General features: G+C 75.1%; 23 protein-coding genes and 1 tRNA gene. 10 read left to right on the top strand and 14 right to left on the bottom strand.

Annotated elements, in window-relative coordinates; genetic code table 11:
• Positions 1 to 2 precede the first annotated feature (2 nt).
• Entirely contained in the window at positions 3 to 629 is a 627-nt protein-coding gene (locus JOD57_RS16395) for an FMN-dependent NADH-azoreductase (protein ID WP_204692981.1), read from the bottom strand.
• Between the two features lie 171 nt (positions 630 to 800).
• On the opposite strand from JOD57_RS16395, the gene JOD57_RS16390 reads away from it, so the two are divergent.
• From JOD57_RS16390 to trxA, 3 genes are read left to right on the top strand one after another with little or no spacing between them, the layout of a single operon-like run.
• The gene (locus tag JOD57_RS16390; protein ID WP_204692980.1) at positions 801 to 3,731 is read left to right on the top strand and encodes an ATP-binding protein; all 2,931 of its coding nucleotides are present in this window, start codon (positions 801 to 803) and stop codon (positions 3,729 to 3,731) included.
• Positions 3,732 to 3,787: 56 nt separating this feature from the next.
• A complete protein-coding gene (locus JOD57_RS16385; protein WP_204692979.1) occupies positions 3,788 to 4,219 on the top strand; it encodes a winged helix-turn-helix transcriptional regulator in 432 nt (143 codons plus the stop codon).
• Positions 4,216 to 4,551 (top strand): thioredoxin, encoded by a 336-nt coding sequence (trxA, locus tag JOD57_RS16380; RefSeq protein WP_275582093.1) that lies wholly within the window; start codon positions 4,216 to 4,218, stop codon positions 4,549 to 4,551. The genes JOD57_RS16385 and trxA overlap by 4 nt, the downstream gene beginning before the upstream one ends.
• 23 nt (positions 4,552 to 4,574) lie before the next feature.
• Here the strand turns inward: trxA and JOD57_RS16375 are convergent, their stop codons facing one another.
• Positions 4,575 to 4,931 carry a hypothetical protein gene (locus tag JOD57_RS16375; protein WP_307824735.1) on the bottom strand — a complete coding sequence of 119 codons (357 nt, stop codon included), beginning with the start codon at positions 4,929 to 4,931 and terminating at the stop codon, positions 4,575 to 4,577.
• Positions 4,928 to 5,815, bottom strand: coding sequence for a mycothiol conjugate amidase Mca (gene mca, locus JOD57_RS16370; RefSeq protein WP_204692978.1), 888 nt, complete (start codon positions 5,813 to 5,815; stop codon positions 4,928 to 4,930). The genes JOD57_RS16375 and mca overlap by 4 nt, the downstream gene beginning before the upstream one ends.
• A 228-nt stretch (positions 5,816 to 6,043) precedes the next feature.
• On the opposite strand from mca, the gene greA reads away from it, so the two are divergent.
• The gene (gene greA / locus JOD57_RS16365) at positions 6,044 to 6,541 is read left to right on the top strand and encodes a transcription elongation factor GreA (RefSeq protein WP_204692977.1); all 498 of its coding nucleotides are present in this window, start codon (positions 6,044 to 6,046) and stop codon (positions 6,539 to 6,541) included.
• A 5-nt stretch (positions 6,542 to 6,546) separates the two neighbouring features.
• The gene (locus JOD57_RS16360) at positions 6,547 to 6,876 is read left to right on the top strand and encodes an RNHCP domain-containing protein (RefSeq protein WP_307824734.1); all 330 of its coding nucleotides are present in this window, start codon (positions 6,547 to 6,549) and stop codon (positions 6,874 to 6,876) included.
• Between the two features lie 101 nt (positions 6,877 to 6,977).
• On the opposite strand, the gene JOD57_RS16355 is transcribed toward JOD57_RS16360, so the two are convergent.
• The 5 genes from JOD57_RS16355 to ilvA form a co-directional block, all read right to left on the bottom strand.
• Entirely contained in the window at positions 6,978 to 7,850 is an 873-nt protein-coding gene (locus JOD57_RS16355; protein ID WP_204692976.1) for a hypothetical protein, read from the bottom strand.
• Positions 7,851 to 7,853: 3 nt separating this feature from the next.
• Positions 7,854 to 9,917 (bottom strand): M3 family metallopeptidase, encoded by a 2,064-nt coding sequence (locus tag JOD57_RS16350; RefSeq protein ID WP_204692975.1) that lies wholly within the window; start codon positions 9,915 to 9,917, stop codon positions 7,854 to 7,856.
• Between the two features lie 135 nt (positions 9,918 to 10,052).
• On the bottom strand, positions 10,053 to 10,856 hold the full coding sequence (locus tag JOD57_RS16345) for an ABC transporter permease (RefSeq protein ID WP_204692974.1): 804 nt from the start codon (positions 10,854 to 10,856) through the stop codon (positions 10,053 to 10,055).
• Complete coding sequence (locus tag JOD57_RS16340; RefSeq protein WP_204692973.1) at positions 10,853 to 11,869, bottom strand: ATP-binding cassette domain-containing protein; 1,017 nt, start codon at positions 11,867 to 11,869, stop codon at positions 10,853 to 10,855. Before JOD57_RS16340 ends, JOD57_RS16345 begins: the two co-directional genes overlap by 4 nt.
• A 150-nt stretch (positions 11,870 to 12,019) precedes the next feature.
• On the bottom strand, positions 12,020 to 13,258 hold the full coding sequence (ilvA, locus tag JOD57_RS16335; RefSeq protein ID WP_204692972.1) for a threonine ammonia-lyase: 1,239 nt from the start codon (positions 13,256 to 13,258) through the stop codon (positions 12,020 to 12,022).
• Positions 13,259 to 13,326: 68 nt separating this feature from the next.
• On the opposite strand from ilvA, the gene JOD57_RS16330 reads away from it, so the two are divergent.
• The 3 genes from JOD57_RS16330 to JOD57_RS16320 all read left to right on the top strand — a co-directional run bounded on the left by JOD57_RS16330 (position 13,327) and on the right by JOD57_RS16320 (position 17,325).
• Positions 13,327 to 14,790 carry a sigma 54-interacting transcriptional regulator gene (locus JOD57_RS16330; RefSeq protein ID WP_239568538.1) on the top strand — a complete coding sequence of 488 codons (1,464 nt, stop codon included), beginning with the start codon at positions 13,327 to 13,329 and terminating at the stop codon, positions 14,788 to 14,790.
• A gap of 79 nt (positions 14,791 to 14,869) precedes the next feature.
• Complete coding sequence (locus JOD57_RS16325; RefSeq protein ID WP_204692970.1) at positions 14,870 to 16,858, top strand: VWA domain-containing protein; 1,989 nt, start codon at positions 14,870 to 14,872, stop codon at positions 16,856 to 16,858.
• Positions 16,859 to 16,875: 17 nt separating this feature from the next.
• Positions 16,876 to 17,325, top strand: coding sequence for a GNAT family N-acetyltransferase (locus JOD57_RS16320; RefSeq protein WP_307824733.1), 450 nt, complete (start codon positions 16,876 to 16,878; stop codon positions 17,323 to 17,325).
• On the opposite strand, the gene JOD57_RS16315 is transcribed toward JOD57_RS16320, so the two are convergent.
• Entirely contained in the window at positions 17,294 to 18,598 is a 1,305-nt protein-coding gene (locus JOD57_RS16315) for a DUF2252 domain-containing protein (protein WP_307824732.1), read from the bottom strand. The genes JOD57_RS16320 and JOD57_RS16315 overlap by 32 nt on opposite strands.
• A 127-nt stretch (positions 18,599 to 18,725) precedes the next feature.
• Here JOD57_RS16315 and JOD57_RS16310 point away from each other — a divergent pair, with 127 nt between their 5' ends.
• Both JOD57_RS16310 and JOD57_RS16305 read left to right on the top strand, forming a co-directional pair.
• Positions 18,726 to 19,736: an SGNH/GDSL hydrolase family protein gene (locus JOD57_RS16310; protein WP_204692969.1), complete on the top strand. Its 1,011-nt coding sequence runs from the start codon at positions 18,726 to 18,728 to the stop codon at positions 19,734 to 19,736.
• A gap of 160 nt (positions 19,737 to 19,896) precedes the next feature.
• The gene (locus tag JOD57_RS16305) at positions 19,897 to 21,117 is read left to right on the top strand and encodes an acetyl-CoA C-acetyltransferase (RefSeq protein WP_204692968.1); all 1,221 of its coding nucleotides are present in this window, start codon (positions 19,897 to 19,899) and stop codon (positions 21,115 to 21,117) included.
• Positions 21,118 to 21,260: 143 nt separating this feature from the next.
• Here the strand turns inward: JOD57_RS16305 and JOD57_RS16300 are convergent, their stop codons facing one another.
• The 5 genes from JOD57_RS16300 to JOD57_RS16280 all read right to left on the bottom strand — a co-directional run bounded on the left by JOD57_RS16300 (position 21,261) and on the right by JOD57_RS16280 (position 26,466).
• Positions 21,261 to 22,172, bottom strand: a complete 912-nt coding sequence (locus JOD57_RS16300; RefSeq protein ID WP_204692967.1) for a Bax inhibitor-1/YccA family protein — start codon at positions 22,170 to 22,172, stop codon at positions 21,261 to 21,263.
• Between the two features lie 183 nt (positions 22,173 to 22,355).
• Complete coding sequence (locus tag JOD57_RS16295; protein WP_204692966.1) at positions 22,356 to 24,005, bottom strand: M28 family metallopeptidase; 1,650 nt, start codon at positions 24,003 to 24,005, stop codon at positions 22,356 to 22,358.
• A gap of 149 nt (positions 24,006 to 24,154) precedes the next feature.
• Positions 24,155 to 24,228: transfer RNA gene (locus tag JOD57_RS16290), tRNA-Leu, on the bottom strand.
• Positions 24,229 to 24,261: 33 nt separating this feature from the next.
• Positions 24,262 to 25,644, bottom strand: a complete 1,383-nt coding sequence (locus tag JOD57_RS16285) for an NAD(P)/FAD-dependent oxidoreductase (protein ID WP_204692965.1) — start codon at positions 25,642 to 25,644, stop codon at positions 24,262 to 24,264.
• A gap of 9 nt (positions 25,645 to 25,653) precedes the next feature.
• Entirely contained in the window at positions 25,654 to 26,466 is an 813-nt protein-coding gene (locus JOD57_RS16280) for a uracil-DNA glycosylase (protein ID WP_204692964.1), read from the bottom strand.
• Positions 26,467 to 26,523: the final 57 nt, after the last annotated feature.

Raw genomic sequence — 26,523 nt, 5'->3', positions numbered from 1 at the left:
GCTCAGAACTTGGCCGCCACGTCGCGGGCGGCGGCGTGCGCGCGCCGGCGGGCACCGTCGGCGTCGGCGGTGACCAGCCCGGGGCGCAGGGAGACCTCCTGCACGTCGGACACCCCCGCCCAGGCCAGCCAGTCGCGCAGGTAGGGCGCCTGGAAGTCCGAGCCGAACGACGACGGGCGACCGGGACCGTACACCGCGCTGGTCAGCAGCAGGACGGCCTTCTTGCCCTGCAGCAGCCCCGTGTAGCCGGCCTCCGGGTCGAAGCCGAAGAGCATGCCGGGCTGGCTGACGACGTCGATGAACTGCTTGAGGACGTAGGGGATGCCGGCGTTCCACATCGGGACGCTGAACAGGTAGCGGTCGGCGGCGTCGAAGCGCTCGAACGTCGCCACCGTCCGCGCCCACGCCTCGCCCTCGGCGCCCTCGGGCACCCCGCCGGCGAAGACGGTCATCTTGGCCGCGGCGGCGGTCGGTCCGAACCCGGGCAGGCTGCCGTCCCACAGGTCCAGGGTGTCGACCTCGTCGAGGGGGTTGAGCTCGCGCCAGGTGTCGAGGAACGTCGTCGCCAGGGCCAGCGACTCGGAACGGGCGCCGCGCGGCGAGGCGGACACGTGCAGCAGTCGGGACATCGGGACTCCTCCGTTCGGCCGCGGCCCTCCGCCGCGTCGGGTCCCGACCGTGCACCCGCGACCTGTCACGCCGCTGTCACGGCCGCGTCAGGACGCGACCGGCGGTCCTCCGCGACGCCGGGCGGTAGCTTGCCCTCGTCGCGGTCACCGACGTCGCACGGGAGCCGGCCGGTGGAACTGCTGGTGCTGGGCCCGCTGGAACTCCGGCGGGAGGGCCGGCCGGTGACGGTCCGGCGCGGCCGCCCCCGCCGGCTCCTGCTGTCCCTGCTGCTGCACCGGGGCGACCCGGTGGCCCCGGGCACCCTGGTCGACCGCCTCTGGGGCGACGACCTCCCGGTCGACGCCGCCAACGCCCTGCAGGTCCTCGTCTCCTACCTCCGCCGGACCCTCGCCGGCACACGGCTGCGGATCGAGCACACCCCGGCCGGCTACCGGCTGGCCGTCGACCCGGACGCCGTCGACCTCCTCCGCGTCGAGCGGCTGGTCGCGGCCGGCCGGGCGCCGGGCGCGACGCCCGCCGAGCGCCTGCGGGCGGCCACCGGGGCGCTGGCCCTGTGGCGCGGGCCGGCGCTGGCCGAGGTGGCCGAGGACGACTTCGCCCAGGGCGAGGTGGCCCGGGTGGAGGAGCTCCGGCTGCAGGCGCACGAGGCGCGCGCCGAGGCGCTGCTGGCCCTCGGGCGGTCCGACGACGTCCTCCCCGACCTCGGCCGGCTGGTGCGCGAGCACCCCTACCGCGAGCGCTTCGCCGGGCAGCTGGCCCTCGCGCTGTACCGCGCCGGACGGCAGGCCGACGCGCTCGCCGTGCTCGACGCCGCCCGCGCGCGGCTGGTCGGCGAGCTGGGGCTCGACCCGGGGCCGCAGCTGCAGGAGCTCGCCCGGCAGGTGCTCCGCCAGGACCCCGCGCTCGACGCGCCTGCCGGCGCGGTGCCGGCCGGGCCGCCGCCCGCCGTCCCGCCGCCGGTGGTGCCCGCCGCACCGGCGACGTCGCCGGTGCCCCTGCCGCTCACCTCGCTGGTCGGGCGGGACGACGACGTCGCCGCGGTGCGCCGGGCGCTGACCCGGCACCGGCTGGTCACCCTCACCGGTCCCGGCGGCACCGGGAAGACCCGGCTGGCGGTGGAGGCCGTGCGCGCGGCCGAGCACACCGTCTGGTGGACCGACCTGGCCGCCACTCCCCCGGGTGGGGTGGTCGTGGCCGTCGCCGCCGCCACGGGGACCGGCTCGACGTCGGCGGACGGCGCCCTCGCGGAGCTGGTGCGCGGGATCGGCGGCCGCGACGCGCTGCTGGTGCTCGACACCTGCGAGCACCGGGCCGGCGAGGTGGCCGCGCTGGTCCGGGCGCTCACCGCCGGGTGTCCCCGCCTCGGCGTCCTCGCCACGAGCCGGCGCCCGCTGGGGGTGCCCGGCGAGCTGGTCCTGGCGGTGCCGCCGCTGCCCCTCCCGGCCGGCGGCGACCTGGCGGCGGTCGCGGCGTCCCCGGCGGTGCGGCTCTACGGCGAGCGGGCCGCCGCGGCCCGCCCCGGCTTCGTCCTCGACGCCGGCAACGCCCGTGACGTCGCCGCCGTGTGCCGCCTGCTCGACGGGCTGCCGCTGGCCATCGAGCTCGCCGCCGCCCACGCCGCGGCGCTCAGCCCGGCCAAGACCGCGGCGCTGCTCGGCGACCACACGCGCCTGCTCGGCGAGGGCGAGGGCACCGGCCGGCACGCCGGGCTGCGCGCGGTCATGGACTGGAGCTACGGCCTGCTCTCCGCCGAGGAGGCGGCCTTCCTCGACCGCCTGTCGGTCTTCGCCGGGGCGTTCCCCCTCGAGGCGGCGGTGGAGGTCGCCGGCGCCGGCCTCGCCGCGGACGGCCTCCGGCTGCTGCTCGGGCTGGTCCGGCAGTCGCTGGTGGCCGCGGCCGGCGACGACCGCTTCCGGCTGCTCGAGACCGTGCGGGCCCACGCCGCGGCCCGCCTGGCGCGCGACCCCGCCGAGGCGGGGTCGGCCCGGGACCGGCACGCCCGCTGGTACGCCGCCTTCGCCGAGGAGGCCGACCGCAGCATCCGCGGCGCCGACCAGGCCGGCTGGCTCGCCGACCTGCGCACGGCCGGGCCCGACCTGCGGGCGGCCCTGCGCCACTGCCTCGACGGCACCGCGTCGCGCGCGGACCTCGGCGCCCGGCTGGTGTGCGCGCTGTCCTGGTACTGGTCCCACGAGGGCTCCTTCGCCGAGGCCCGCACCTGGGTCGCCGCGGCGCGGGCCGCCGGTCCGCACGGTCCGCGGCTCGACGCCTCGCTGCGGCTGGCGGCGGGCATGCACGCCGAGTCGGTCGGCGACCTGCACACCGCCGAGCACGAGTGCCGCGCGGCGGCGGCCGGCTTCGCCGCCGTCGGCGACGTCCGCGGCGAGGCCCGCGGCCTCCTGCACCTGGGCACGGCGCACTGGGCCCTGGGACGGCCGGCGGAGGCCGCCGCGGCGCAGGACCGGTCCATCGCGCTGTACCGGTCGGTGCGCTCCGACAGCGGCGCGGGCCTGGGCCTGGTGCTGCGCGCCCGCACGGCACTCGACGCGGGCGACGCCGCGGCCGCCCGGGAACTGCTGCTCGAGGCCCGGCCCGTGCTGGACCGCGCCGGCGACCGGCACCTGGTCGCCCTCTGCCTGGAGCAGCACGCCCGGACCTGCCTGGCGCAGGACGACCTGGCCGGCGCCGGCGACCTGGCCGGCGAGGCGCTCGGGGTGTTCGAGGCGGCCGGCTACCCCGAGGGCGTCACCGCGGCGCTGCAGACGCTGGGCCGCGTGGCCCTCCGCCGCGGCGACCCGGGCGCGGCGTCGGGCCGGTACCGGCGGGCCGCCGGCAACGCCCTCGACCTCGGGCACCCCGCCGCCGTCGCGGAGAGCCTCGAGCTGCTCGCGGAGGCGACCCTCGCCGCGGGGGACGCGCCGGCCGCCGCGCGGCTGCTCGGCGGCGCCGAGCGGGTGCGGGCCGACCACGGTCTCCCCCGCACCCGGTCACAGGCCGCCGAGCACGACCGCTGGCAGCCCCGGCTGCGCGCCGCGCTCGGCGACGGCTACGCGGCGGCGGTGGCCGACGGCGGACGGCGTCCGGTCGAGGACCTCCTCTGAGCCGGCCGGCACCGGGTGGTGGACACAGGCTGAGTACTGAGTCCATACTCAGGACCGTGGCCGTCACCGAAGCACTCTCCCTGTTCGGTGACCGCTGGGTCCTGCTGGTCGTCCGCGAGGCGGCGCTCGGCGTCCGGAGGTTCACCGACCTGCAGCAGACGACGGGTGCCCCGCGCACCGTCCTGGCCGACCGGCTGCGCCGGCTGGTGGCCGCCGGGGTGCTCGAGCAGCGCGAGTACGTGCTGCCCGGGGCCCGCCCGCGGCCGGAGTACGTCCTGACGCCGGCCGGACGCGACCTGCTGCCGGTCCTGGCGGCCTTCTCCGACTGGGCGGCGCGGCACCTGGCCGACGACCGCCCGCCGGACGTGACCTACCGGCACGCCGGCTGCGGCGGCCACGTGGGCGCGCACCTGGTGTGCGACTGCGGGGCCGACATCACACCGGGCGACCAGCTGGTCGCCTCCGTCCTCCGAGAGGGAGCCCGATGAGCACCACCCTGCCGTCCACCAGCGACGCCACCTTCGCCGCCGACGTCCTCGCCAGCGACCTGCCCGTGCTGGTCGACTTCACCGCGTCGTGGTGCGGGCCCTGCCGCATGGTGACGCCGGTCCTCGAGCAGCTGGCCGAGGCCGAGCGGGACCGCCTGCGGGTGGTGCAGCTCGACGTCGACGCCAACCCGGAGGTCACCCGGGCTCACCACGTGCTCGGTATGCCGACCATGTCCCTGTTCCGGGACGGCGAGGTGGTGACGACCATCGTCGGCGCCCGGCCGCGGGCGGCGATCGACCGGGCGCTCGAGCCGTACCTCGCGGCGCGCTGACCCGCCGGGCGGGCCCGCCGGCGTCAGCGCGCCGGCGGGTCCGTCCGGCCGTCGTCTCCGGACCGGCCCTCGGGGCGGGGCCCCTCGATGGCGCGCGGCGCCCTGCGCAGCGAGTCGAGCACGTCCTGGCCGGGCTGCCGCGGCGGGTCGACGAGCTCGGCCGGCGTGTCGGGGACGACCACCGACGGCCCGTCGTCCTCGTCGAAGCTGCGCGGCAGCTTCTTGAGGTGCCCGCTCATCGACCTGACCAGCAGCGCCGACGCGGCCAGCAGCACCAGGATGAGGAACAGGCCCAGCGGACCGGACTTGCCGACGTCCTCGGGCAGCTGCGGCTCGGCGGCGAGCACGACCTGCAGACCAGCGGATCCCAGCGGCGTCACGGGACCGGCACCTCGCTGCGGATGCCGGCGAACAGGTCGTCCTCGGGGAGGGCCGAGTCGACCAGCGAGCGGGCCAGCTCGTAGTCCTCGGTGGGCCACACCCGCTGCTGCAGGTCCATGGGGCAGGCGAACCAGCGGCCCTGCGGGTCGATCTGGGTGGCGTGCGCGATGAGCGCGGCGTCCCGGACCGGGAAGTACTCGGCGCAGGGCACCCGCGTGGTGACCCGGGCGCTCATGTCGCGCTCCGGGTCCCAGTTGGCCAGCCACTCGGCGTAGGGCGAGTCGGCGCCGGTCTCGAGCATGGCCTCGTGCAGCGCCCGCGTCCGGGTCAGCGTGAAGCCCATGTGGTAGTAGAGCTTGCTCGGCTGCCAGGGCTCCCCGAGGTCGGGGTAGCGCTCGGGGTCACCGGCCGCCTCGAAGGCGAGCACCGACACGTCGTGGGTCTTGACGTGGTCGGGGTGCGGGTAGCCGCCGCGCTCGTCGTAGGTGAGCACGACGTGCGGGCGGAACCGGCGGATCAGCGCGACCAGGGGCGCGGCCGCCTCCTCGGTGGGCACCAGCGCGAAGCAGCCCTCGGGCAGCGGCGGCAGCGGGTCGCCCTCGGGCAGGCCCGAGTCGACGAACCCGAGGAACTCCTGCTGGACGCCGAGGATCTCGCGGGCGTGCGCCATCTCCTCGGCGCGCAGCTGCGGCAGCCGCTCCCACACCTCGGGGCGGTCGAGCGCCGGGTTGAGCACCGAGCCGCGCTCGCCGCCGGTGCACGTCGCCACCATCACCTCGACGCCCTCGGCGACGTACTTGGCCATCGTCGCCGCGCCCTTGCTCGACTCGTCGTCGGGGTGGGCGTGCACGGCGAGCAGGCGCAACGGGTCCGCATCGGTCACCCGACCAGTGTCCCCCGGCGCGGCACCGGGACGCCGCGGACCCCGCCCCTCGGACGGGTGGGTGTGCTGCTCGTCACTGTGCGGTCGGATACGTTCCGTCTCCCCTGCGGGCCCCGGCACCACCGGAACAGGTCCGTGCAGGGGCCCCTCGGCCGGTGTTAGCTTGGCCGGATCGACGTCGCCGCCTCCCGGCCGGGAGGTGGCCCCCGAGCTGCAGGAGTACCACGCGTGACCACCGGCACTGAAGAGCAGGGCATCTGGCTGACCCAGGAGGCCCACGACCGGCTGAAGGCCGAGCTCGACCAGTTGGTGGCCGGACGGCCGGCCATGGCCGCCGAGATCAACGCCCGCCGCGAGGAGGGCGACCTCAAGGAGAACGGCGGCTACCACGCCGCCAAGGAGGAGCAGGGCAAGCAGGAGGGCCGCATCCGGCAGCTCACCGACCTGCTGCGCAAGGCCCGCGTGGGCGAGCCGCCGACGACGGCGACCACCGCCGAGCTCGGCACGGTCATCACGATCAGGTTCCAGGGCGACGACGAGACCGAGAAGTTCCTCCTCGGTTCGCGCGAGATCGCCGGCACCACCGATCTGACCGTCTACTCCCCGGAGTCGGCGCTCGGCGCGGCGATCCTCGGCTCGGCGCCGGGCACCACGGTCACCTACCAGGCCCCGAACGGCCGCGACATCACCGTCGACGTCGTCGCCGTCGAGCCGTTCGTCCCCTGACGCCCGTGGGCCGCGGGGTGCGGTCCCGGCGCGCGGAGAACACCGGGTTCGAGTGCGGGTGGTGCCACTCCCCCGTCCCGGCGAACACCGACGGGCACTACCGCAACCACTGCCCGTACTGCCTGTGGTCGCTGCACGTCGACGACCTGCCCGGTGACCGCGCCAGCGGGTGCCGGGGGCTGATGGAGCCGATCGGGCTGGTCGAGAAGTCGGGCAAGGGCTGGCAGGTGGTGCACCGCTGCACCACGTGCGGCCACCGCCAGCCCAACCGGCTCGTCCGCGACGGCGACGCTCCCGACGACCTGGACCTCGTCCTCTCGCTCCCCTGGCTGTAGGCGCCCACTGGGGTCCCCCTCGTGGTCCTGGGGTCTCGCAGGGCCCCAGGACCACGAGAACGACCCCGGGAGCCGCGTGTGAACGCCCGTTGCCGGTGCCGTCAGACCGGCGCGAGCCTCCGCACGCTGAGGTCTGCGACATCGAGGACGTGCACGCCGTCGTCGTTCGCGTACACCAGCACCCGGCCGTCCCGCATGACGGCCGCGGTGTCGACGGGGTGCCACGGGCGCTGGTCCACCACCTCCCCGTCATCGGTCAGGCGGACGAGAGTGTGGCGGCGCCCCTCGTAGCCCACCCGCAGGACGACCCACGTCCCCGATGCCGCGTCGTGGCTGACGGGGCCGATCCCCTCGTCCGGCCACGCGACGGACGCACGCGCCGCACCGTCCCGGTCGAAGACACGCAGCACCGATCCGCTCTCCTCCGCCTCGACGACCGCGACGGTCTCCGGACCGCCCGCGGCGTGGCTGACGGAGAAACCGACCGCGGGCGTGCGCCGCCACGACGGAGTCAGGTCGGCATCCGCCAGCCGCAACCACCCGGTACCGGCCAGGAGCGTCGTCCGCGGGTCGAGCGCGACGACCGTCGTGACCCCGCGCAGGGACGTGAGCTCTCGACCGGTCGTCGCATCGAGGACCACGGTCGGTTGGCTCGCGTAGCCGACGGCGACCCGGCGGCCGGACAGGACGGTCAGCTGCTGCACGTTCGTGCGTGATCGGTTCTGCCACGCGCGTCGCCCGTCGAGGCCGTACGCACAGACGCCGTGCCGCGCCCAGGCGCCGGCGACGACGACCGGGACCGGACCTGACGCGAGGGTCAGCCGGGTGCCACCGGCGTCGAGGACGGTGTCGAAGGCAGCGACGCGCACACCGCGGAACGACGACCAGACCTCGACCGCCCGCTCCCAGGCGCCGATGACGACGAGGTCGTCGTCCCACGGCGCGGCGGCCGGGTGCCGGATGCGGCTGCCCACGGGTCAGGCGGGGGCGAGACCGCGGCGGCGCAGCAGCGGGGCGGGGTCGGCGTCCCGGCCGCGGACGGCGCGGAAGGCCTCCAGCGGGTCCACCGACCCACCGCGGGCGAGCAGCCGGTCGCGGAAGACGTCACCGTTCTCCCGCCGCAGCCCGCCGTTGTCCTTGAACCACTCCACGGTGTCGGCGTCGAGGACCTCCGACCAGATGTAGGAGTAGTAGCCGGCCGCGTACCCCCCGGCGAACACGTGCTGGAAGTACGTCGTCCGGTAGCGCGGCGGCACCAGGTCGGAGGAGACACCGGCGTCGGCCAGCGCCCGGCGCTCGAACTCCGCCGGGTCCCCGACCTCGGTCTCCGGCGTGATCCGGTGCCACGCCTGGTCGAGCAGCGTCGCGGCCAGGTACTCCAGCGTCGCGAAGCCCTCGCCCCACAGCGACGCGGCGTCGATCGCCTCGACGACGGCGGCCGGCAGCGGCTCGCCGGTCTCGACGTGGCGCGCGTAGTGGCCCAGGACCTCCGGCCACAGCGCCCACATCTCGTTGACCTGGCTCGGGAACTCGACGAAGTCCCGCGGCACCGCGGTCCCGGCGAAGCGCGGGTAGGTGACCGCCGAGCTCAGTCCGTGCAGGGCGTGGCCGAACTCGTGGAACAGCGTGGTGACCTCGTCGAGCGTGAGCAGCGTCGGCCGGCCCTCGGGCGCACGCGCCACGTTGAGGTTGTTGACGACGACCGGCCGGGTGCCGAGCAGCCGCGACTGCGTGACGAACGAGCTCATCCACGCCCCGCCGCGCTTGCCCTCCCGGGCGAGGAAGTCGCCGAGGTAGAGGCCCACCTGCTCGCCGTCGGGACCGGTGACCGCCCAGACCCGCACGTCGGGGTGGTAGCCGGCCAGGTCGGGGCGCGGGGTGAAGCGGTAGCCGTAGAGCAGCTCCGCCGCGCGGAAGACGCCGTCGACCAGGACGCGGTCCAGCTCGAACCACGACCGCAGCGCCGTGGTGTCCACCGAGTACCGCTCGGCGCGCACCCGCTCGCTGTAGAACGCCCAGTCCCAGGGCGCCAGCTCGGTCACGCCGTCGCGGGCGGCGACCTCGACCAGCGCCTCGGCCTCGGCCCGCGCGTTGGCCACCGACGGGCCGACCATCGAGGTCAGCATCGCGTCGACGGCGGCGGTGCTGCCGGCGGTCTGGTCGGCCAGCACCAGGTCGGCGTGGGTGGCGAAGCCGAGCAGCCGCGCACGCTCGGCCCGCACCCGGGCGATCCGCGCGGCCACCGGCCCGTTGTCGTGCTCCCCGGACGACGCGCGGCCCACCGACGCCTCGAACACCCGGCGGCGCAGCTCCCGGTCGCGCAGCCGGGCCAGGACCGGCTGGCCGGTGGGCAGCAGCAGCGGCAGGACGTACCCGTCGAGGTCCCGGTCGGCGGCGGCACGGGCCGCGGCGGCCACCTCCTCCTCGCCCAGCCCCTCGAGCTCGGCGGCGTCGGCGACCCGGACGGCGGCGGCCTCGGTGGCCAGCTGGAGGTTCTGCCCGAACCGCGTGGACAGCTCCGAGAGCTCGCGGTTGAGCCCGGACAGCCGCGCGCGGCCGGCGTCGTCCAGGCGCGCCCCGGCCAGCACCCGGTCGAGGTGGTGGCGCTCGACCAGCCGGACCGCCTCGGCGTCCAGCCCGGCGTCGTGCCGGGTGGCGTGGACGGCGTCGACGCGGGCGAACAGCGCCGGGTCCAGGCGCAGCGCGTCGGCGTGCGCGGCCTCCAGCGGCGCCACCTCCCGCTCGATCTCGCGCAGGCGCGGACTCGACAGCGACGACGCGAGGTTGCCGAACACCGCCTCGGCGCGGCGCAGCAGCCGTCCCGAGCGCTCGAGGGCCTCGATCGTGTTGCCGAAGGTCGGCGGCTCGGTGGACGCGGTGACCGCGTCCAGCTCCGCGCGCTGCTCGGCCATCCCGGCCAGGACGGCCTCGCGGCAGTGCTCGAGCGAGATGTCGGCGAACGGCGGCAGCCCGAAGGGCAGGGGCGACGACTCGAGCAGCGGGTTGTCGGTGGACACGGCGGGGGCGGGCTCAGCGCTCATCGCCGTCCATCCTGCGCTCCTGCACCGCCTTGCGACGCCGGTGGGGCGGGAGCCGGGCCGAGGGACGCGGGTGGCCCGGGACCCACCGGTCCCCGGGCCACCCCCGTCCCCGCCCGTCCCGGCGGGGACGCCGTCCTAGCGGCTGGCGGTCCGGCGGTAGATCCGGACCGACAGCGGCACGAAGACCGCCAGCAGCAGCGCCGACCAGATCAGCGTGTAGAGCACCGGGTGCTGCAGCGGCCACGCGTCGGGGGCACCCAGCCCCGGCGCGGTGTTGCCGAACAGCTCCCGGGCGGCCTGCACGACCGCCGACACCGGGTTCCAGTCCGCGATCACCTTCAGCACCGTCGGGAAGTTGTCCGTCGGCACGAACGTGTTGGCGATGAAGGTCAGCGGGAAGATCACGATGAAGCTGGCCTGCTGCACCACCTCGGGGGTGCGCACGAGCAGGCCCACGGTCGCCATCAGCCAGCTCATGGCGTAGGCGAAGAACAGCAGCAGCGCGAAACCGGCCAGCGCCTCGAGCAGCGAGGACCGGATCCGCCAGCCGACGATGAGCCCGGTCACACCCATGACCACGATGGAGAGCGCGTTGAGCGCCAGGTCGGCGACCGTCCGGCCGACCAGGACCGCCGAGGACGCCATCGGCAGCGACCGGAACCGGTCGATGAGGCCCTTCTGCAGGTCCTCGGCGAGGCTCGCCCCGGTGATCGTGCTGCCGAAGACGATGGTCTGGGCGAAGATCCCCGGCAGCAGGAACTCGGCGTAGCTGATGCCCTGGATGGGGATGGCGCTGCCGAAGACGTAGCGGAACAGCAGCACGAACATGATCGGCGACAGCGTCGCGAAGACGATGAGCTCCGGGACCCGCCTGACCTTCACCAGGTTGCGGCGGGTGATCGTGAGGCCGTCCTCGACGGCGACGGACAGCGCGCTCATCGGGCACTCCCTGCGGTCTCGGCCGGCGTGCGCCCGGCGGCCACCTGCGCGGGTCCTGTGGGGTCGGCGCCGTCCTCGGCCGCGTGGCCGGTGAGCGCGAGGAACACGTCGTCGAGGTCGGGCCGGCGCAGCCCGACGTCGAGCACCTCCACGCCGGCGGCCGCCAGCAGTCCCAGCGCCTCGGCCAGCGCCTCGGTGCCGCCCCGCACCGGCAGGCTCAGCCGGCGGTTCTGCTCGTCGAGGTGCGGCTCCCCGGCGCCGAGTGGCGCCAGCTGCCGGGCGGTCTCCACCAGGTCGTCGGCGCGGCCGACCGTGAGCTCCAGCCGCTGCCCGCCCACCTGGGCCTTGAGCTCGTCGGCGGTGCCGCGGGCGATGACCCGGCCGTGGTCGATGACCACCATCCGGTCGGCCAGCCGGTCGGCCTCCTCGAGGTACTGGGTGGTGAGCAGGATCGTCGTCCCCCCGCCGGCCAGGTCGGCGATGAACTCCCACATGCCCAGCCGGCTGCGCGGGTCGAGCCCGGTGGTGGGCTCGTCGAGGAAGAGCACCCGGGGCCGGGCGATCAGGGAGGCGGCGATGTCCAGGCGCCGGCGCATGCCGCCGGAGTAGGTCTTCGCCGGCCGGGACGCGGCGTCGCTGAGGTCGAAGCGCTCGAGCAGCTCCCCGGCCCGGGCCCGCGCCTCGCGCTTGCCGAGCCGGTAGAGCCGGCCGACCATCTCCAAGTTCTCGAAGCCGGTGAGGTACTCGTCGACGGCGGCGTACTGCCCGGTGAGCCCGATGACCGAGCGCACCCGGTCGGGCTCCCGGACGACGTCGACGCCGGCCACCTCGGCGCGGCCGCCGTCGGGCAGCAGCAGCGTGGTCAGGATGCGGACGACCGTCGTCTTGCCCGCACCGTTGGGCCCGAGCAGGCCCAGCACGCCGCCCTCCGGGACGGTCAGGTCGACACCGGCCAGCGCGGTGTTCGCGCCGAAGCGCTTCTGCAGTCCCTCGACGAGGATGGCGTCGCTCATGCTGGCGAAACTACGTGTGGCCGCCGACACTTCCCGAGCCCTCGTCCTGCTCCAGCCACCGGTCGCACGCCGTACCGACCGCGGCGGCGCGGAGAACTCATCGCCGCCCCCGGGAGGGCCCGCCGCGAGTGGACCGTGGGGGCGGCCCCGTCAGCCCGCGGTCACCTCGTAGCCGGCCCGGCCGAGCGCGGCGAGCACCTCGTCGGCGTGCGTGGGCCCCCGCGTCTCCAGGACGACGAAGACCTCCACCTCGCCCAGCCCCAGCCGGGTCGCGGTCCGCTCGTGCTCGACCTCCAGCACGTTGGCGCCCACGTCGGCCAGCGCCGTGAGCACCGCCGCCAGCGACCCGGGGCGGTCGGGCACGCGCAGCCGCAGCCGCAGGTACCGCCCGGCCGCCGCCATGCCGTGCTGCACCACCTTGAGCATCAGCACCGGGTCGATGTTGCCGCCGGAGACCACCGCCACCACCGGCGGCGGGAACGCGGCCGGGTCGGCCAGCACCGCGGCGACCGCGGCGACCCCCGCCGGCTCGACGACGAGCTTGGCCCGCTCCAGGCAGAACAGCAGGGCCTGCGAGAGGTCCTCCTCGCTCACGGTGCGCACCTCGTCGACCAGCTCCCGCACGTGCGCGAGCGTCAGCTCCGCGGGCGCCCCGACCGCGATGCCGTCGGCCATCGTCGTCATCCCCGTCAGCGGCACCGGCCGGCCCGCGGCCAGGGACCCCGGGAAGGCGGCCGCCGCCGCGGCCTGCACCGCCACCACCCGGACGCCGGGCCGCCGGTCCTTCACCGCCGCCGCGATGCCCGACACCAGCCCGCCCCCACCGGTGCAGACGACGACCGTGGCGACGTCGGGGCACTGCTCCAGGACCTCGAGCCCGACCGTGCCCTGCCCGGCGATGACGTCGCGGTGGTCGAACGGGTGGATGAAGACCGCGCCGGTCTCCCGCGCGTGCGCCGTGGCGGCGGCCAGCGCCTCGGTGAGGGTGTGCCCGGTCAGCCGGGCCTCGGCGCCGTAGCCGCGGGTGGCGGCGACCTTGGGCAGCGGCGCGCTCTCGGGCATGAACACCGTCGCCCGGACGCCCAGCATGCGCGCGGCCAGCGCCACCCCCTGCGCGTGGTTGCCCGCGCTGGCCGCGACGACGCCGCGCGCCCGCTCGTCGGGCGTGAGCCGGGCCAGCCGGGTGTAGGCGCCGCGGAACTTGAACGAGCCGGTGTGCTGGAGGTTCTCGCACTTGAGCCAGACCGGTCCGCCGACCCGCTCGGCGAGAGCGCGGGAGTGCTCCAGCGGCGTGCGCCGCACGATCCCCTCCAGCAGCGCTGCCGCGTCGGCGACGTCCGCCCCGCTGACCAGCGGCGTCGTGCCCGCCACCTGCTCCACCCCGGTCATGCCCGGATCCTCCCAGCCCGGACGGCGGACGGTGCCCCGATCGCCGGCACCGTCGTACCGTGTCGGGGGTGACGGACGTCGCCCCAGCGCAGACCCCACCCGCACCGACGACCCTCGGCGAGCTCCGTGCCGGCGGAGCCGCCTTCCGGCCCGTCAAGGCCGAGATCCGCGCCAACCTGCTCGCCCGCCTCGGCGCCGGCGAGCCCACCCTGCCCGGCATCGTCGGCTTCGAGGACACCGTCGTCCCCGAGGTCGAGCGAGCGCTCATCGCCGGCCACGACCTCGTCCTGCTGGGCGAGCGCGGCCAGGGCAAGACCCGCCTCATCCGCACCCTCGTCGGGCTGCTCGACGAGTGGACCCCCGTGCTGGCCGGCAGCGAGCTCAACGAGCACCCGCTGGCACCGATCAGCGTGTGGGCGCACCGCCAGATCGCCGAGCACGGCGACGCCACCCCGGTCGGCTGGCTGCACCGCAGCGAGCGCTTCGGGGAGAAGCTGGCCACCCCGGACACCAGCGTCGGCGACCTCATCGGCGACGTCGACCCGATCAAGGTGGCCGAGGGCCGCACGCTCGGCGACCCCGAGACCGTGCACTACGGCCTGGTCCCCCGCACCAACCGCGGCATCTTCAGCGTCAACGAGCTGCCCGACCTCGCCGAGCGCATCCAGGTCGCGCTGCTCAACGTGCTCGAGGAGCGCGACATCCAGATCCGCGGCTACCGGGTGCGGCTGCCCCTGGACCTGCTGCTGGTGGCCAGCGCCAACCCCGAGGACTACACCAACCGCGGGCGGATCATCACCCCGCTCAAGGACCGCTTCGGCGCCGAGGTGCGGACCCACTACCCGCTCGAGCTCGCCGACGAGGTCCGCCTGCTGCGCCAGGAGGCGCACACCTCGTGGCTCGGCGGGCCGAGCCGGCACGACGCCTTCGACGCGCCGATCGTCCCCGAGCACCTGCTCGAGATCGTCGCCCGCTTCACCCGGCTGGTCCGCGAGTCCAGCCACGTCGACCAGCGCTCGGGCGTCAGCGCCCGCTTCGCCATCGCCGGGCTGGAGACCGTCGCCGCCTCCGCCGTCCGCCGGGCCGCCGTCGCCGGGGAGACCCGGCCGGTGGCGCGGGTGGTCGACCTGCCGGGCATCGTCCCGGCCAGCCGCGGCAAGGTCGAGTTCGCCGACTCCGGCAGCGACCCCGACGACGACCGCGAGATGGAGGTGCTGGAGCACCTGCTGCGACAGGCCACCGCACAGACCTTCCGCGCCCGCTGCGGCGGGCTGGACCTGACCGGTCTGCAGGAGCACTTCACCGGCGGGGAGACCGTCGAGTCCGGCGAGCTGGTGCCCGGCGCGGCCCTGCTCGGCCAGCTCGGCACCATCCCGAGGCTGGCCGAGCTGCTCGGCCGCATCGGGGTCCCCGAGGGTGAGGAGTCGGCCGAACAGGCCGCCGCCGCGGTCGAGTTCGCGCTCGAGGGCCTCTACCTCACCCGCCGGCTGGCCAAGGACACCGACGGCTCGCGGACGGTCTACGGGGCATGAGGGGCGAGCTCGCGAGCCCCTCCGGAGACGGAGCCAGGCCCCTGCTCGGGGAACCGACGAGCGCCAGCGAGGAGGGGGCATGAGCAGGTCCCGCCCCGGCAGGGGGTACCGGTACGGCCGCTGGCGGGGCGGGCCGGACCCGCTCGCCCCGCCCTACGACCTGGGCAGCGCCGTCGACGAGATCGGCGACTCCGTCCTCGGCGGCAGCGGCGTGCGCGAGGCGCTGCGGGAGCTGCTGCGGCGCGGCATGGACGGCCGACGCGGCCTCGACGAGCTGCGCCGCTCCGTCCGCGACCGGCTGCGGCAGGCCCGCCAGGCCGGGCGGATGGACGGCACGCTGCAGGAGGTCCGCGAGCTGCTCGACCGGGCGCTGCAGGCCGAGCGGCGCGAGCTCTTCCCCGACCCGGACGACGCCGCGCGCCTGGCCGAGGCAGAGCTCGACGCGCTGCCGCACGACACCGCGGGTGCGGTCCGCGCGCTCAAGGACTACCCGTTCCGCTCCGGGGAGGCCCAGCAGGCCTACGACCAGATCCAGGACCTGCTGCGCCGGGAGGTGCTCGACAGCTCCTTCGCCAACATGAAGCAGGCGCTGCAGAACGCCACCGAGGGCGACATGCAGGCGGTCAAGGACATGGTCGCCGACCTCTCGCAGCTGCTCGACGCGCACAACCGCGGCGAGGACACCGACGAGCAGTTCCGCGAGTTCATGGAGAAACACGGGCAGTTCTTCCCCGACGACCCGCAGTCGGTGGACGAGCTGGTCGACTCCCTCGCCCGCCGGGCGGCCGCGCAGGAGCGGATGATGGCCGGCCTGTCGCCCGAGCAGCGGGCGGAGCTGGCCGACCTCATGGCCCAGACGATGTCCGACATGGGGCTGGCCAGCGAGATGGCGCACCTGCAGGACGCGCTGCGGCAGGCCCGCCCCGACCTGCCGTGGGGTCAGCGCGGGCAGGTGCCCGACGGCGAGCAGTCGCTCGGCCTGGGCGACGCCACCAGCGCCGTCGCCGAGCTCGCCGACCTCGAGGCGCTGTCCAACCAGCTCTCCCAGGGCTACGCCGGCGCCTCGCTGGCCGACGTCGACCAGGAGCTGCTGGAGCAGGCGCTGGGCAGGGAGGCGGTCGACGACCTCGCCGCGCTGCGCCAGATGGAGCGCGAGCTGGAGCGGCAGGGCTACCTCAACCGCTCCGACGGCAAGCTGGAGCTCTCGCCCAAGGCGGTCCGCAGGCTCGGCGCGACCGCGCTGCGGCGGGTGTTCGCCGAGCTCGACGCCACCGGCCGGGGCGAGCACGACGTCGCCGACGCCGGGTCGGCCGGGGAGCTGACCGGCAGCTCGCGGGAGTGGCACTTCGGCGACGAGCAGCCGCTCGACGTCGTCCGCACGGTCCGCAACGCGGTGCTGCGCACCGCCGGCGAGCCGCGCGCCGACGGCACGCGGACGGTGCGCATCGCCGTCGAGGACTTCGAGGTGGTCGAGACCGAGCGGCGCACCGGGGCCGCGGTCGCGCTGCTGGTCGACCTGTCCTACTCGATGGCGCTGCGCGGCACGTGGGGCGCGGCGAAGTCGACGGCGATGGCGCTGCACTCCCTGGTGACCACCCGGTTCCCGCAGGACGCCATCCAGATCATCGGCTTCTCCTCCACCGCGCAGGTGCTGCGCCCGGAGACGCTGGCCGAGCTGTCGGTGGACACGCTGCAGGGCACCAACCTGCAGCACGGGCTGATGCTGGCGCGGCGCTTCCTGGCCCACCACCGCGACGCCGAGCCGGTGGTCCTGGTGGTCACCGACGGCGAGCCGACGGCGCACCTGGAGGACGACGGCACCCCCTACTTCTGCTGGCCGCCGATGCCCGAGACGATCGCCAAGACCGTCGCCGAGGTGGAGCGGGTGGCCCGGTCGGGCGCGACGCTCAACGTCTTCGCGCTCGACCCGGAGCCGGGGCTGGTGCAGTTCGTCCACGACATCACCGCCCGCGCCGGGGGCCGGGTGTTCACCCCCGACAGCGAGCGGCTGGGCGAGTACGTCGTCGCCGACTACCTGCGCACCCGTCGGGGACGCCGGGCACGCTGAGGGAGGGCCTGCACCCCGTGGACGTCGAGGAGGTCGGTCTCGACGTCGTCCTGCCGCTGCGCAGCGCGGTGCTGCGCGGCGGAGGGCCGGCCGCGATGCCGGGTGACGACGACCCGGCCACCGTCCACCTCGCCGCGCGGACCCCGGACGGCGCCGTCGTCGGCGTCGTCCGGCTGTCCCCCGCGCCCTGCCCGTGGCGCCTGCACGCGCGGGCCCCGTGGCAGCTGCGCGGCATGGCGACCGACGCGACCGTGCGCGGCGCCGGCACCGGCCGGGCGCTGGTCGAGGCGGGCCGCGCGCTGGTCGCCGCCCGCGGCGGGGACCTGCTGTGGTGCAACGCCCGGGAGTCCGCGGCCGGCTTCTACGAGCGGATGGGCTTCGCGGTGGTGACCGACCGCTTCGACGTCGACCCGATCGGCCCCCACGTCGGCATGCTCACCGCAGTGGGTGCGAGCGGCTCGAGCTGATCCCCGGGATCGCGCCGGCGCGGAAGGCGTCGACGAAGAGCCGGTGGTCCTCCTGCGCCTGCCGCGCGTAGGAGTGCGCGAACGCGACCAGGTCCGCGACGAACTCCCCCCGGCGGTCGCCGACCATCGCCACGATCGCCTCCTCGGTCTGGAAGTCGACGAGGGTGTGGTCGCTGTCGGCGTCCCCGACGCAGTGCATCTTCGCCGTCGCCCGGCCCAGCTGGGCCAGCACCGGGGCGATCTCGTCGGGCTCGGTGAGGTCGTCCCACTCGAGGTCGACCTCGTAGGGCGAGAGCTCCTGGACGACGAAGCCGACGCCGTCGATCTCGGTGTGGCCGAGGAACTGCGAGGCGTTGGCCTGCAGCGCCCGCTGGCTGACCGCCGTCCGGTGCCCGTGGTGCTCGAAGTACCCGCCGATCCGCGGGTCGCGCACCACCCGGCTCGGCGCGGCCACGTTGCCCTGCTTGAGCGACAGGACGACGTCGTTCTCCAGCGCCTGGTCGTAGCCCTCGAGCAGCACGTTGTAGGCGGGCAGCCCGGCGCTGCCGATCCCGAAGCCGCCGGTGCCGATGACGTCCTTGACGTCGTAGGCGACGTCGCGGCGGCGCACCGGCGGCACGACCGTCGTCCGCCACCGGTCGAGCGCGGCCAGCACCCGGTCGCGCTCGTCGCCGTCGAGCCGGCGGGTGCGGCCGCCGTCGGTGAACCGCCGTGCGTAGCCCTCGACGACGGTCATCCGGTCGAGCAGCGAGCCCCGGGTGCGCGTGGTCGTCTCCAGGATCGCCTCGTGGACGGCGCCCTCGGTGTTGGCCGTGGTCAGCGCGAAGGAGCGGTCGTCGTCGGAGCGGGTGAAGGCCTCGACCTGGTCGAGGTAGGAGTGCAGGTAGGTGCCCAGCAGGTCGCCGATGACGTCGTCACCGAGCGCCTTGCGCCAGGCCAGCAGGGCGAAGCTGGCGACGAAGCGGCGCAGGTCCCAGCTGACGTGGCCGACGTAGGCCTCGTCGAAGTCGTTGACGTCGAAGACGATCCGCCCGGCGCCGTCCATGTAGGTGCCGAAGTTCTCCGCGTGCAGGTCGCCCTGGATCCACACCCGGCTGGTCCGCTCGTCGCACCAGCGGTCCTCCAGCACGTCCATGTCGGCGTAGAAGAGGCAGGCGCTGCCGCGGTAGAAGGCGAACGGATCGGCGGCCATCTTGCGGAACTTGGTGCGGAAGGCGTCGGCGTCGGCGGCCATCAGCTCGGAGAAGGCGTCCACCAGCACGTCGACGATCACCGCCGAGCGGTCACCTGGGCTTCCCTCGGAGGACACCCGTCGGGGGGATTCGGACACGGGGGGCACCGTAGAGGCTCGATAGCCTGCGGGGACAGACGGTTGCGGGGCGCGACGATCGGGGTCGGCGGTGACACGAGCAGGCACGGCACGGCGGTGGGCGGCCGGCGCCGCCTACGGCAGCGGCGGGGCCGGCCTGGCCGGCGCGGGGCTGTTCGGGCTGCTGCGGCTGCAGGCCCGCGCGGCCCGCCGCAGGGTCGAGTCGCACTCCTCCCAGCAGGACCCGCCCTCCGGTGACGGCGTCTACGGCAAGCGGCGCGGCAAGCCCCTGGTGTTCACCGTCCTCGGCGACTCCAGCGCCGTGGGCCTCGGCGTCGACCGCGCGGCCGAGACACCCGGCGCGCTGCTGGCCGCCGCGCTGGCCGAGCTGGCCGAGCGGCCCGTCCGGCTGCGCCGACTCGCGGTCTCCGGCGCCGAGTCCTGCGAGCTCGACCCGCAGGTCGACCGGGCCCTGGCCGAGCACCCCGACGTCGTCCTGATCATGATCGGCGCCAACGACGTCACCACCCGCACCCGCCCGGCGGTCTCGGTGCGCCACCTCGCCGACGCCGTGCGGCGGCTGCGGGAGGCCGGCGCGGAGGTCGTCGTCGGCACCTGCCCGGACCTCGGCACGGTCCGCCCGATCGGCCAGCCGCTGCGGCTGCTCGCCCGGCGGTGGAGCCGGCAGCTGGCCGCGGCGCAGACGATCGCGGTGGTCGAGGCCGGTGGCCGCACGGTCTCCCTGGGCTCGGTGCTCGGCCCGAGCTTCGCCCAGGACCGCACACTGTTCAGCGTCGACGAGTTCCACCCCAGCGCCGCCGGTTACGCCTCGGCGGCCGCGGTCATCCTGCCCGCGCTCGCCGACGCCGTCGGCGTCTGGCCGGCGCACGCCGAGGGCCGCCGGCGGCGGCGCGGCGCCGTCCGCCCCGTGGCCCGGGCCGCGGCGCGGGCCGCCGGCCGGCCGGGCACCGAGGTGCGCGCCACCGAGGTCCGCGGCTCCCGGACCGGCCCGCTGGGCACCTGGGCGCGGCTGCTGCGCCGCCGTCCGACCGAGCTGCCGACCCCGGAGGAGGCGCCCGTCACGGAGGTGCCGGTCGGCTGAAGGAGGCCCCCCTACAGGGCGCCGGTAGGGCGTGAGCCGCGCCACAGGCGGTGGACCGCACGGCGTTCTGCCCGCATCCGGCTGCCTACCCGGGGGTAGTTTCCCCGGTGACCCGACACCCGGCACCTCCGGCCGGGCCCGCCTCATCGTGGAGGACCCCATGCCCGAAGCAGTCATCGTCGCGACCGCGCGCTCGCCCATCGGGCGTGCGTTCAAGGGGTCGCTCAAGGACCTGCGCCCCGACGACCTGACCGCCACCATCGTCCGCGCCGCGCTGGACAAGGTGCCCGCGCTGGACCCGGCCGACATCGACGACCTGATGCTGGGCTGCGGCCTGCCCGGTGGCGAGCAGGGCCACAACATGGGCCGCGTGGTCAGCGTCCTGCTCGGCATGGACCACCTGCCGGGCACCACGATCACCCGCTACTGCTCCTCGTCGCTGCAGACGACCCGGATGGCCATGCACGCCATCAAGGCCGGCGAGGGCGACGTGTTCGTCTCCGCCGGCGTGGAGATGGTGTCCCGGTTCGTCAAGGGCAACAGCGACTCGCTGCCCGACACGCAGAACCCGGCCTTCCTCGACGCGCAGGCCCGGGTGGCCAAGACCGCCGAGAGCGGCGCGGACTCCTGGACCGACCCGCGGCAGAACGGCGAGGTCCCCGACGTCTACGTCGCCATGGGGCAGACCGCCGAGAACCTGGCGCTGCTCAAGGACGTCTCCCGGCAGGAGATGGACGAGTTCGCCGTCCGCAGCCAGAACCTGGCGGAGAAGGCGATCGAGGAGGGCTTCTGGGAGCGGGAGATCACCCCGGTCACCACCCCTGACGGCACCGTCGTCAGCAAGGACGACGGCCCCCGCGCCGGCACGACCCTCGAGGGCATCTCCGGCCTCAAGCCGGTCTTCCGTCCCGACGGCCGGGTGACCGCGGGCAACGCCTGCCCGCTCAACGACGGCGCCGCCGCGGTGGTCGTCATGAGCGACACCAGGGCCCGCGACCTCGGCCTGACCCCGCTGGCGCGCATCGTCTCCACCGCGGTCACCGGCCTCTCGCCGGAGATCATGGGCTACGGCCCCGTCGACGCCTCGCGGCTGGCCCTGCAGCGGGCGGGCATGACCGTCGACGACATCGACCTGGTCGAGATCAACGAGGCCTTCGCCGCGCAGGTCATCCCGAGCTACCGGGACCTGGGGATCGACATCGACAAGCTCAACGTGCACGGCGGCGCCATCGCCGTCGGCCACCCGTTCGGCATGACCGGCGCCCGGATCACCGGCACGCTGCTCAACGGCCTGCAGACGAGGGACGCGACCTTCGGCCTGGAGACCATGTGCGTCGGTGGCGGCATGGGCATGGCCATGGTGCTGGAGCGCCTCTCCTGAGCTGATCCCGCACACGACGGCGGCCCGGTCCCTTGCTGGGGGCCGGGCCGCCGTCGCCCGCGGGCCCCGTTCCCGGCCCCGTCGGGCCCGGGAACGGGAGTGGCCCGGCCCCCGAGGGGACCGGGCCACCGACCGCCATCGGCTCAGTTGTCCTGGAAGTAGGACAGCAGCCGCAGGATCTCCAGGTACAGCCAGACGACCGTGACGAGCAGGCCGAAGGCGATGTACCAGGCGAACTTGGCCGGGGCGCCACGGCGGATGGCCTCGTCGGCCATGTCGAAGTCGAGCAGCAGCGAGAAGGCCGCCACGCCGATCACGACGAGGCTGAAGACGATGGCCAGCGGGCCGCCGTCGCGCAGGCCCAGGCCGCCGGGGACGAAGAAGCCGATCACCAGGTTGACCAGGACCAGGGCCAGGACGCCGAACAGCGCGCCCACGACCCAGCGGGTCAGCTTGGGGGTGACCCGGATGGCGCCGGTCTTGTAGACCACGAGCATCCCGGCGAAGACACCGAAGGTGCCGATGATCGCCTGGACGACGATCCCCGGGTAGATCGTGTTGAAGGCCTCGCTGATGGCGCCGAGGGCGACACCGTAGAGCGCGCCGTAGGCCAGGGTCGCCGCCGGGTTGGCGATCTGCTTGAAGGCGATCACCAGGCCCAGGACGAAGGCCACGAGCACCGCGGGCAGCGCCAGGCCCCAGGCAGCCTGTCCGGGCAGCGCCCAGACGACGGCCGCCGCGAGGACGGTCACCAGGAACGACAGACCCGTCTTCTGGACGACGTCGTCCATGGTCATGTACCGGGTGGCCGGCGGGCTGAACGGCTGGCCGGCGGGGGCCGGGGCACCGTAGCCCTGTGGCGCGCCGTAGCCCGGCTGGCCGTACTGCTGGCCGTAGCCGGGGGCGGCGTAGCCCTGCTGGCCGTACTGCTGCTGGCCGTAGCCGGGAGCGCCGTAGCCCTGCTGGCCGTACTGCTGCTGGCCGAACTGCTGCTGGCCCCCACCGGACGCGGTGTTGGCGAAGCCCCGGCCGAAGACCGGGTTGTGGCTGGGCATCGTCATCTCCTCGAGGTGACTGGTCGGTCCGTGGGCTGCCGTCTCGCACCCCACTCGGTTCCTACAACGCCACAGGTGGCCTGCGCGTTCCGCAGGGGGACACCTACCCCGGTCGGGGGAACGGACACGCCGGGGGCGCGGCACCGTGCGGTGCCGCGCCCCCGGGTCGTGCCGTCGCGCAGGTCAGACCGCGTCACCGCCGTGGCCGTGGTCGTGGTCGTGGCCGTGGTCCGGGGAGAGCCCGCCGCCCCCGACCTCCATGCCCGAGGGCTGGCGGTACTGGCGGGCGTCCGGGTCGCCCTCGAACGTGCCGCCCGGGACCGGCTGGCCGGTCACGCCGTTCACCCGGGCCGTGTCGTAGGCGAGGGTGAGCACCGCGTAGGCGATGGCGTCGGAGTTCTGGTCCAGCGCGTCGCGGTCGACGTTGCCGATCGTGTCCCCGGCCTGGTGGTAGTTCGGGTCGTAGGCGGTGCCTGCGGTGCCGCCGTAGTCGGCGGCCTGCTCCGGCGTCTTGATCCCCTCCGCGCCGGTGAACAGACCACCCGACGGGATGCCCGCGAGGATGAAGGCCTGGTAGTCACTGCGGCCGCTGAACTCGGTCGCCTCGTACGGCAGCTGGCGCTGCTCGTAGTAGTCCTCGAACACGTACTCGATCTGGTCCGAGCCCTCGGGCACGACCACCGGCGCGGTGAACGCCGACTGGTCACCGTCGTAGATGAACCGGGCGAAGTTCGGCGAGCCGACCATGTCGAAGTTCAGGTACAGCCCGATGTCGGCCACCTGCTGCTCGTCGAGCTGGGAGACGTAGTGGTTCGAGCCCAGCAGGCCGTACTCCTCCGCGCCCCACCACGCGAAGCGGATGGTGTTCTGCGGCTTGGTCTCGGCGACGTCCTGGGCCACCTCGAGGATCGCGGCGCTGCCGCTGCCGTTGTCGTTGATGCCCGGCCCGGCGGCCACCGAGTCGAGGTGCGCGCCGGCCATGACGACGTTGTCCGTGGTGCGGCCGGGCAGCTCCGCGATGACGTTCTCGGTGTCGCGGAGCTCGCTGACGGTCGTGACCGCGAGGCGGACGGTGTCGCCCTGGAGGTCGACGCCGGCCTGGTGGCTGACGCCCACCACGGGGACGGCGCCCTCGATCGGCGCGCCGAGCGTGGGCGAGAGCAGGTCCTCGCGGCCGGGCTGGCCCTCGTTGAACAGGACGACGCCGGCGGCTCCCGCCTCCACGGCGTTCGCGACCTTCTCCCCGAAGGTGCAGGTGCCGCGCTGGAGCAGGGCGATGTTGCCCGCGGTGAAGGTCGCGAAGTCGGCGTCCTCGCAGCCGCTGGTGTTGCCGTTCGCCGCCGGCGACGGCGGGATGACGACGTCGACGGCCTGCACGACGCCGGTCACGTCCCCGGTGCCGGAGTAGGTGGCCACCGCGTAGTCGGTGCCCTCGACGAAGGTGAGGGGGTCGGGCGAGACCCGGCTGAAGACGCTGGGGCTCGTCTGCTCGAAGAACGGGAACTCGAAGGGCTGGCGGGTCACGGTGTACCCGGCGCCCTCGAGCTGCTCGGCCACGTAGTCGACCGAGGCGTCGTAGCCGGGGCTCCCGGACACGCGGGTGCCGCCGTTGTCGTCGGCGATGCCCTGCAACGCCTCGAGGTGCTCGGTGACGCCGTCGACCGTCACGCACTCGGTCAGCTTGGCGACGGTGTCGTTGTTCCGGTTCTCGCAGCCGTTGCCACCGGCGGCACCGGCGGGCAGCGCGGCGACCACGCTGCCGGCCAGCGCGAGCACGCCGGCACTGCCGATCACGGCGAGCCGCGACCGGCGGGACGGATGGACCTGGGTCATGGACGTCTTTCCCCTCGAACGTCGGAGTGAGCTCCGTTGCTCACGAGGAATCACCCTGTCAAGAGAGTCACGGGGGACGTCAAGCCCTGTGTTTCCTGCGGCCGATGGTGTACGCGGCCGGAAGGTGTCGTGAGCCGACGACACGACCGTGCCCCCGGTGGGACTCGAACCCACACTGCGACCCTTTTAAGGGGCCTGCCTCTGCCGGTTGGGCCACGGGGGCGCACGCCGGGGCCGCGCGGGCCCCGGCGGGAGATCAGCGGGCCTGGGCGCGGTCGGCCGCCGTCGGGGCGGGCATCTGCCCGGTGCCGCCGACGCCCGCGGCCGTGACGAACTCGCGCCGCGGGTCCTGCAGCTGGCCCAGCGCGATGACCTCGCGGCGGAACACCGACGCCAGCGTCCAGTCGGCGACCACCCGCGCCTTGCGGTTGAACGTGGGCACGCGGCTGACGTGGTAGCTGCGGTGCATGAACCAGGCCGGCCAGCCCTTGAGCTTGACGCCGTAGACCTGCGCGACGCCCTTGTGCAGGCCCAGGCTGGCCACCGAGCCGGCGTACTCGTGCCGGTAGGCCTGCGGCTGCTGACCGCGCAGGACCGCGACGACGTTGTCGGCCAGCCGCTTGGCCTGCCGGACGGCGTGCTGGGCGTTGGGGGCGGTGGTGGCGCCGGGCTGCTCCTTGGTGATGTCCGGGACGGCGGCCAGGTCGCCGGCGGCCCAGGCGTCCTCGGTGCCGCTGACCTGCAGCGTCGGCTCGCACCGGACCCGGCCGCGCTCGTCGAGGGGCAGGTCGGTCGAGGTCAGCAGGGGGTTGGGCTTGGTGCCCGCCGTCCACACGAGGGTGTCGCTGGCGAACTCCGCGCCGTCGCTGAGCCGGACCACGCCCTCGTCGGACACCGACTCCAGGCGGGTGTTGAGCCGCACGTCCATGCCGCGGGCGGTGAGCTGCTTGACCGTCCAGGCGGCCATGTCGAGGTCGACCTCGGGCAGGATCCGGCCGGTCGCCTCGACCAGCACCCAGCGCATGTCACCGGTCGACAGCCGCGGGTAGTAGTGCTCGACGGCGTAGCGGGCCATGTCCTCGAGCTCGGCGAAGGCCTCGATGCCGGCGTAGCCGCCGCCGACGAAGGTGAAGGTGAGCGCGCGGGTGCGGACGTCGGGGTCGTCGGTGGAGGCCGCGGCGTCGAGCCGGGCGAGCACGTGGTTGCGCAGGTAGATGGCCTCGCCGACGGTCTTGAAGCCGATGCCGTGCTCGGCCAGGCCGGGGATGGGCAGGGTGCGCGCCACCGAGCCCGCCGCCATGACCAGGACGTCGTAGGAGAGCTCATAGGGGTGCCCCTCGGCCGGGACGATGCGGGCGCGCTTGTCGGCGTGGGAGATCGAGTCGACCGCCCCGGTCACCACCCGGCAGCGGTCGAGCGTGCGCCGCAGCGGGACGACGACGTGCCGCGGCTCCACCGAACCGGCCGCCGCCTCGGGCAGGAAGGGCTGGTAGGTCATGTGGGGCTGCGGGTCGACGACGACGATCTCCGCCCGCCCGCGGGACAGCTTCTTCTGCAGCCGCAGCGCGGTGTAGAGACCGACGTAGCCACCGCCGACCACGAGCACCACCGGACGGGACGCGGGACCCGGACGAGACATGGGCCCAGCCTAGGGGCGCGGGCCCCCGCCGACAGGGTGGCCGGAGCCCGGCTGCGCCGCTCCCCCGGCGGCGATCTCCGTGGCCCGGGCGAGGACGGCGTCGAGCATCGGCTCGGTCAGCCGGCCGGTGAAGGTGTTCTGCTGGCTGACGTGGTAGCTGCCGAGCACGGTCAGCTCACCCGGCGGCCCGGTCAGCGTGACCTCGGCGCCGTGGCCGAACGCCGGGCGCGGGCGGGGCAGCGCGTAGCCGGCGCCGGCGAGCACCGGCCACGTCGCCGTCCAGCCGAAGCCGCCGAGGACGACGACCACCCGCAGGTGCGGCAGCAGTGCCAGCTCCCGCGCCAGCCACGGGTTGCAGGTGTCGCGCTCGGCGGGCGTCGGGGCGTTGTCCGGCGGTGCGCAGCGGACCGCCGCGGCCACCCGGACGCCGGTCAGCTCGAGGCCGTCCCCGACGTGCGTGGACGTCGGCTGGCTGGCCAGCCCCGCCCGCCAGAGCGCGGCGAAGATCCAGTCGCCGCTGCGGTCGCCGGTGAAGACCCGCCCGGTGCGGTTCCCGCCGTGCGCGGCCGGCGCCAGCCCGACGACGGCGATGCGGGCGTCGGCCGGGCCGAGGCCGGGCACCGGTCGGCCCCAGTAGTCCTGGTCGCGGAAGGACGCCCGCTTGACCCGCGCGACCTCCTCGCGCCAGGCCACCAGCCGCGGGCAGGCACGGCAGCCCGACACCCGGGCGTCGAGGACGGCGAGGTCGCGGGCGGACCGGGCGGACCGGACGACGCCGGCAGGGGTGCGCGTGACCGGGAAACCGGCGGCGTCGACTGCCACACCGCCCAGTGCACCACCCGGGCCGGGTCGCACGCCGCGGGGGGCGGGACGGCATGA

It is taken from the genome of Geodermatophilus bullaregiensis, from assembly GCF_016907675.1.
GTDB lineage: Bacteria > Actinomycetota > Actinomycetes > Mycobacteriales > Geodermatophilaceae > Geodermatophilus > Geodermatophilus bullaregiensis.
Note: the sequence above shows the minus strand (reverse complement) of the source record. Positions and strands in the feature narration are given on the sequence as shown.

Excerpts from the sequence above, each read along its gene's own strand:
- JOD57_RS16395 (WP_204692981.1), bottom strand. The coding sequence starts at position 629 with ATGTCCCGACTGCTGCACGTGTCCGCCTCGCCGCGCGGCGCCCGTTCC.
- trxA (WP_275582093.1), top strand. The coding sequence starts at position 4,216 with ATGAGCACCACCCTGCCGTCCACCAGCGACGCCACCTTCGCCGCCGAC.
- JOD57_RS16350 (WP_204692975.1), bottom strand. The coding sequence starts at position 9,917 with ATGAGCGCTGAGCCCGCCCCCGCCGTGTCCACCGACAACCCGCTGCTC.
- JOD57_RS16345 (WP_204692974.1), bottom strand. The coding sequence starts at position 10,856 with ATGAGCGCGCTGTCCGTCGCCGTCGAGGACGGCCTCACGATCACCCGC.
- JOD57_RS16340 (WP_204692973.1), bottom strand. The coding sequence starts at position 11,869 with ATGAGCGACGCCATCCTCGTCGAGGGACTGCAGAAGCGCTTCGGCGCG.
- ilvA (WP_204692972.1), bottom strand. The coding sequence starts at position 13,258 with ATGACCGGGGTGGAGCAGGTGGCGGGCACGACGCCGCTGGTCAGCGGG.
- JOD57_RS16325 (WP_204692970.1), top strand. The coding sequence starts at position 14,870 with ATGAGCAGGTCCCGCCCCGGCAGGGGGTACCGGTACGGCCGCTGGCGG.
- JOD57_RS16305 (WP_204692968.1), top strand. The coding sequence starts at position 19,897 with ATGCCCGAAGCAGTCATCGTCGCGACCGCGCGCTCGCCCATCGGGCGT.
- JOD57_RS16300 (WP_204692967.1), bottom strand. The coding sequence starts at position 22,172 with ATGCCCAGCCACAACCCGGTCTTCGGCCGGGGCTTCGCCAACACCGCG.
- JOD57_RS16295 (WP_204692966.1), bottom strand. The coding sequence starts at position 24,005 with ATGACCCAGGTCCATCCGTCCCGCCGGTCGCGGCTCGCCGTGATCGGC.
- JOD57_RS16285 (WP_204692965.1), bottom strand. The coding sequence starts at position 25,644 with ATGTCTCGTCCGGGTCCCGCGTCCCGTCCGGTGGTGCTCGTGGTCGGC.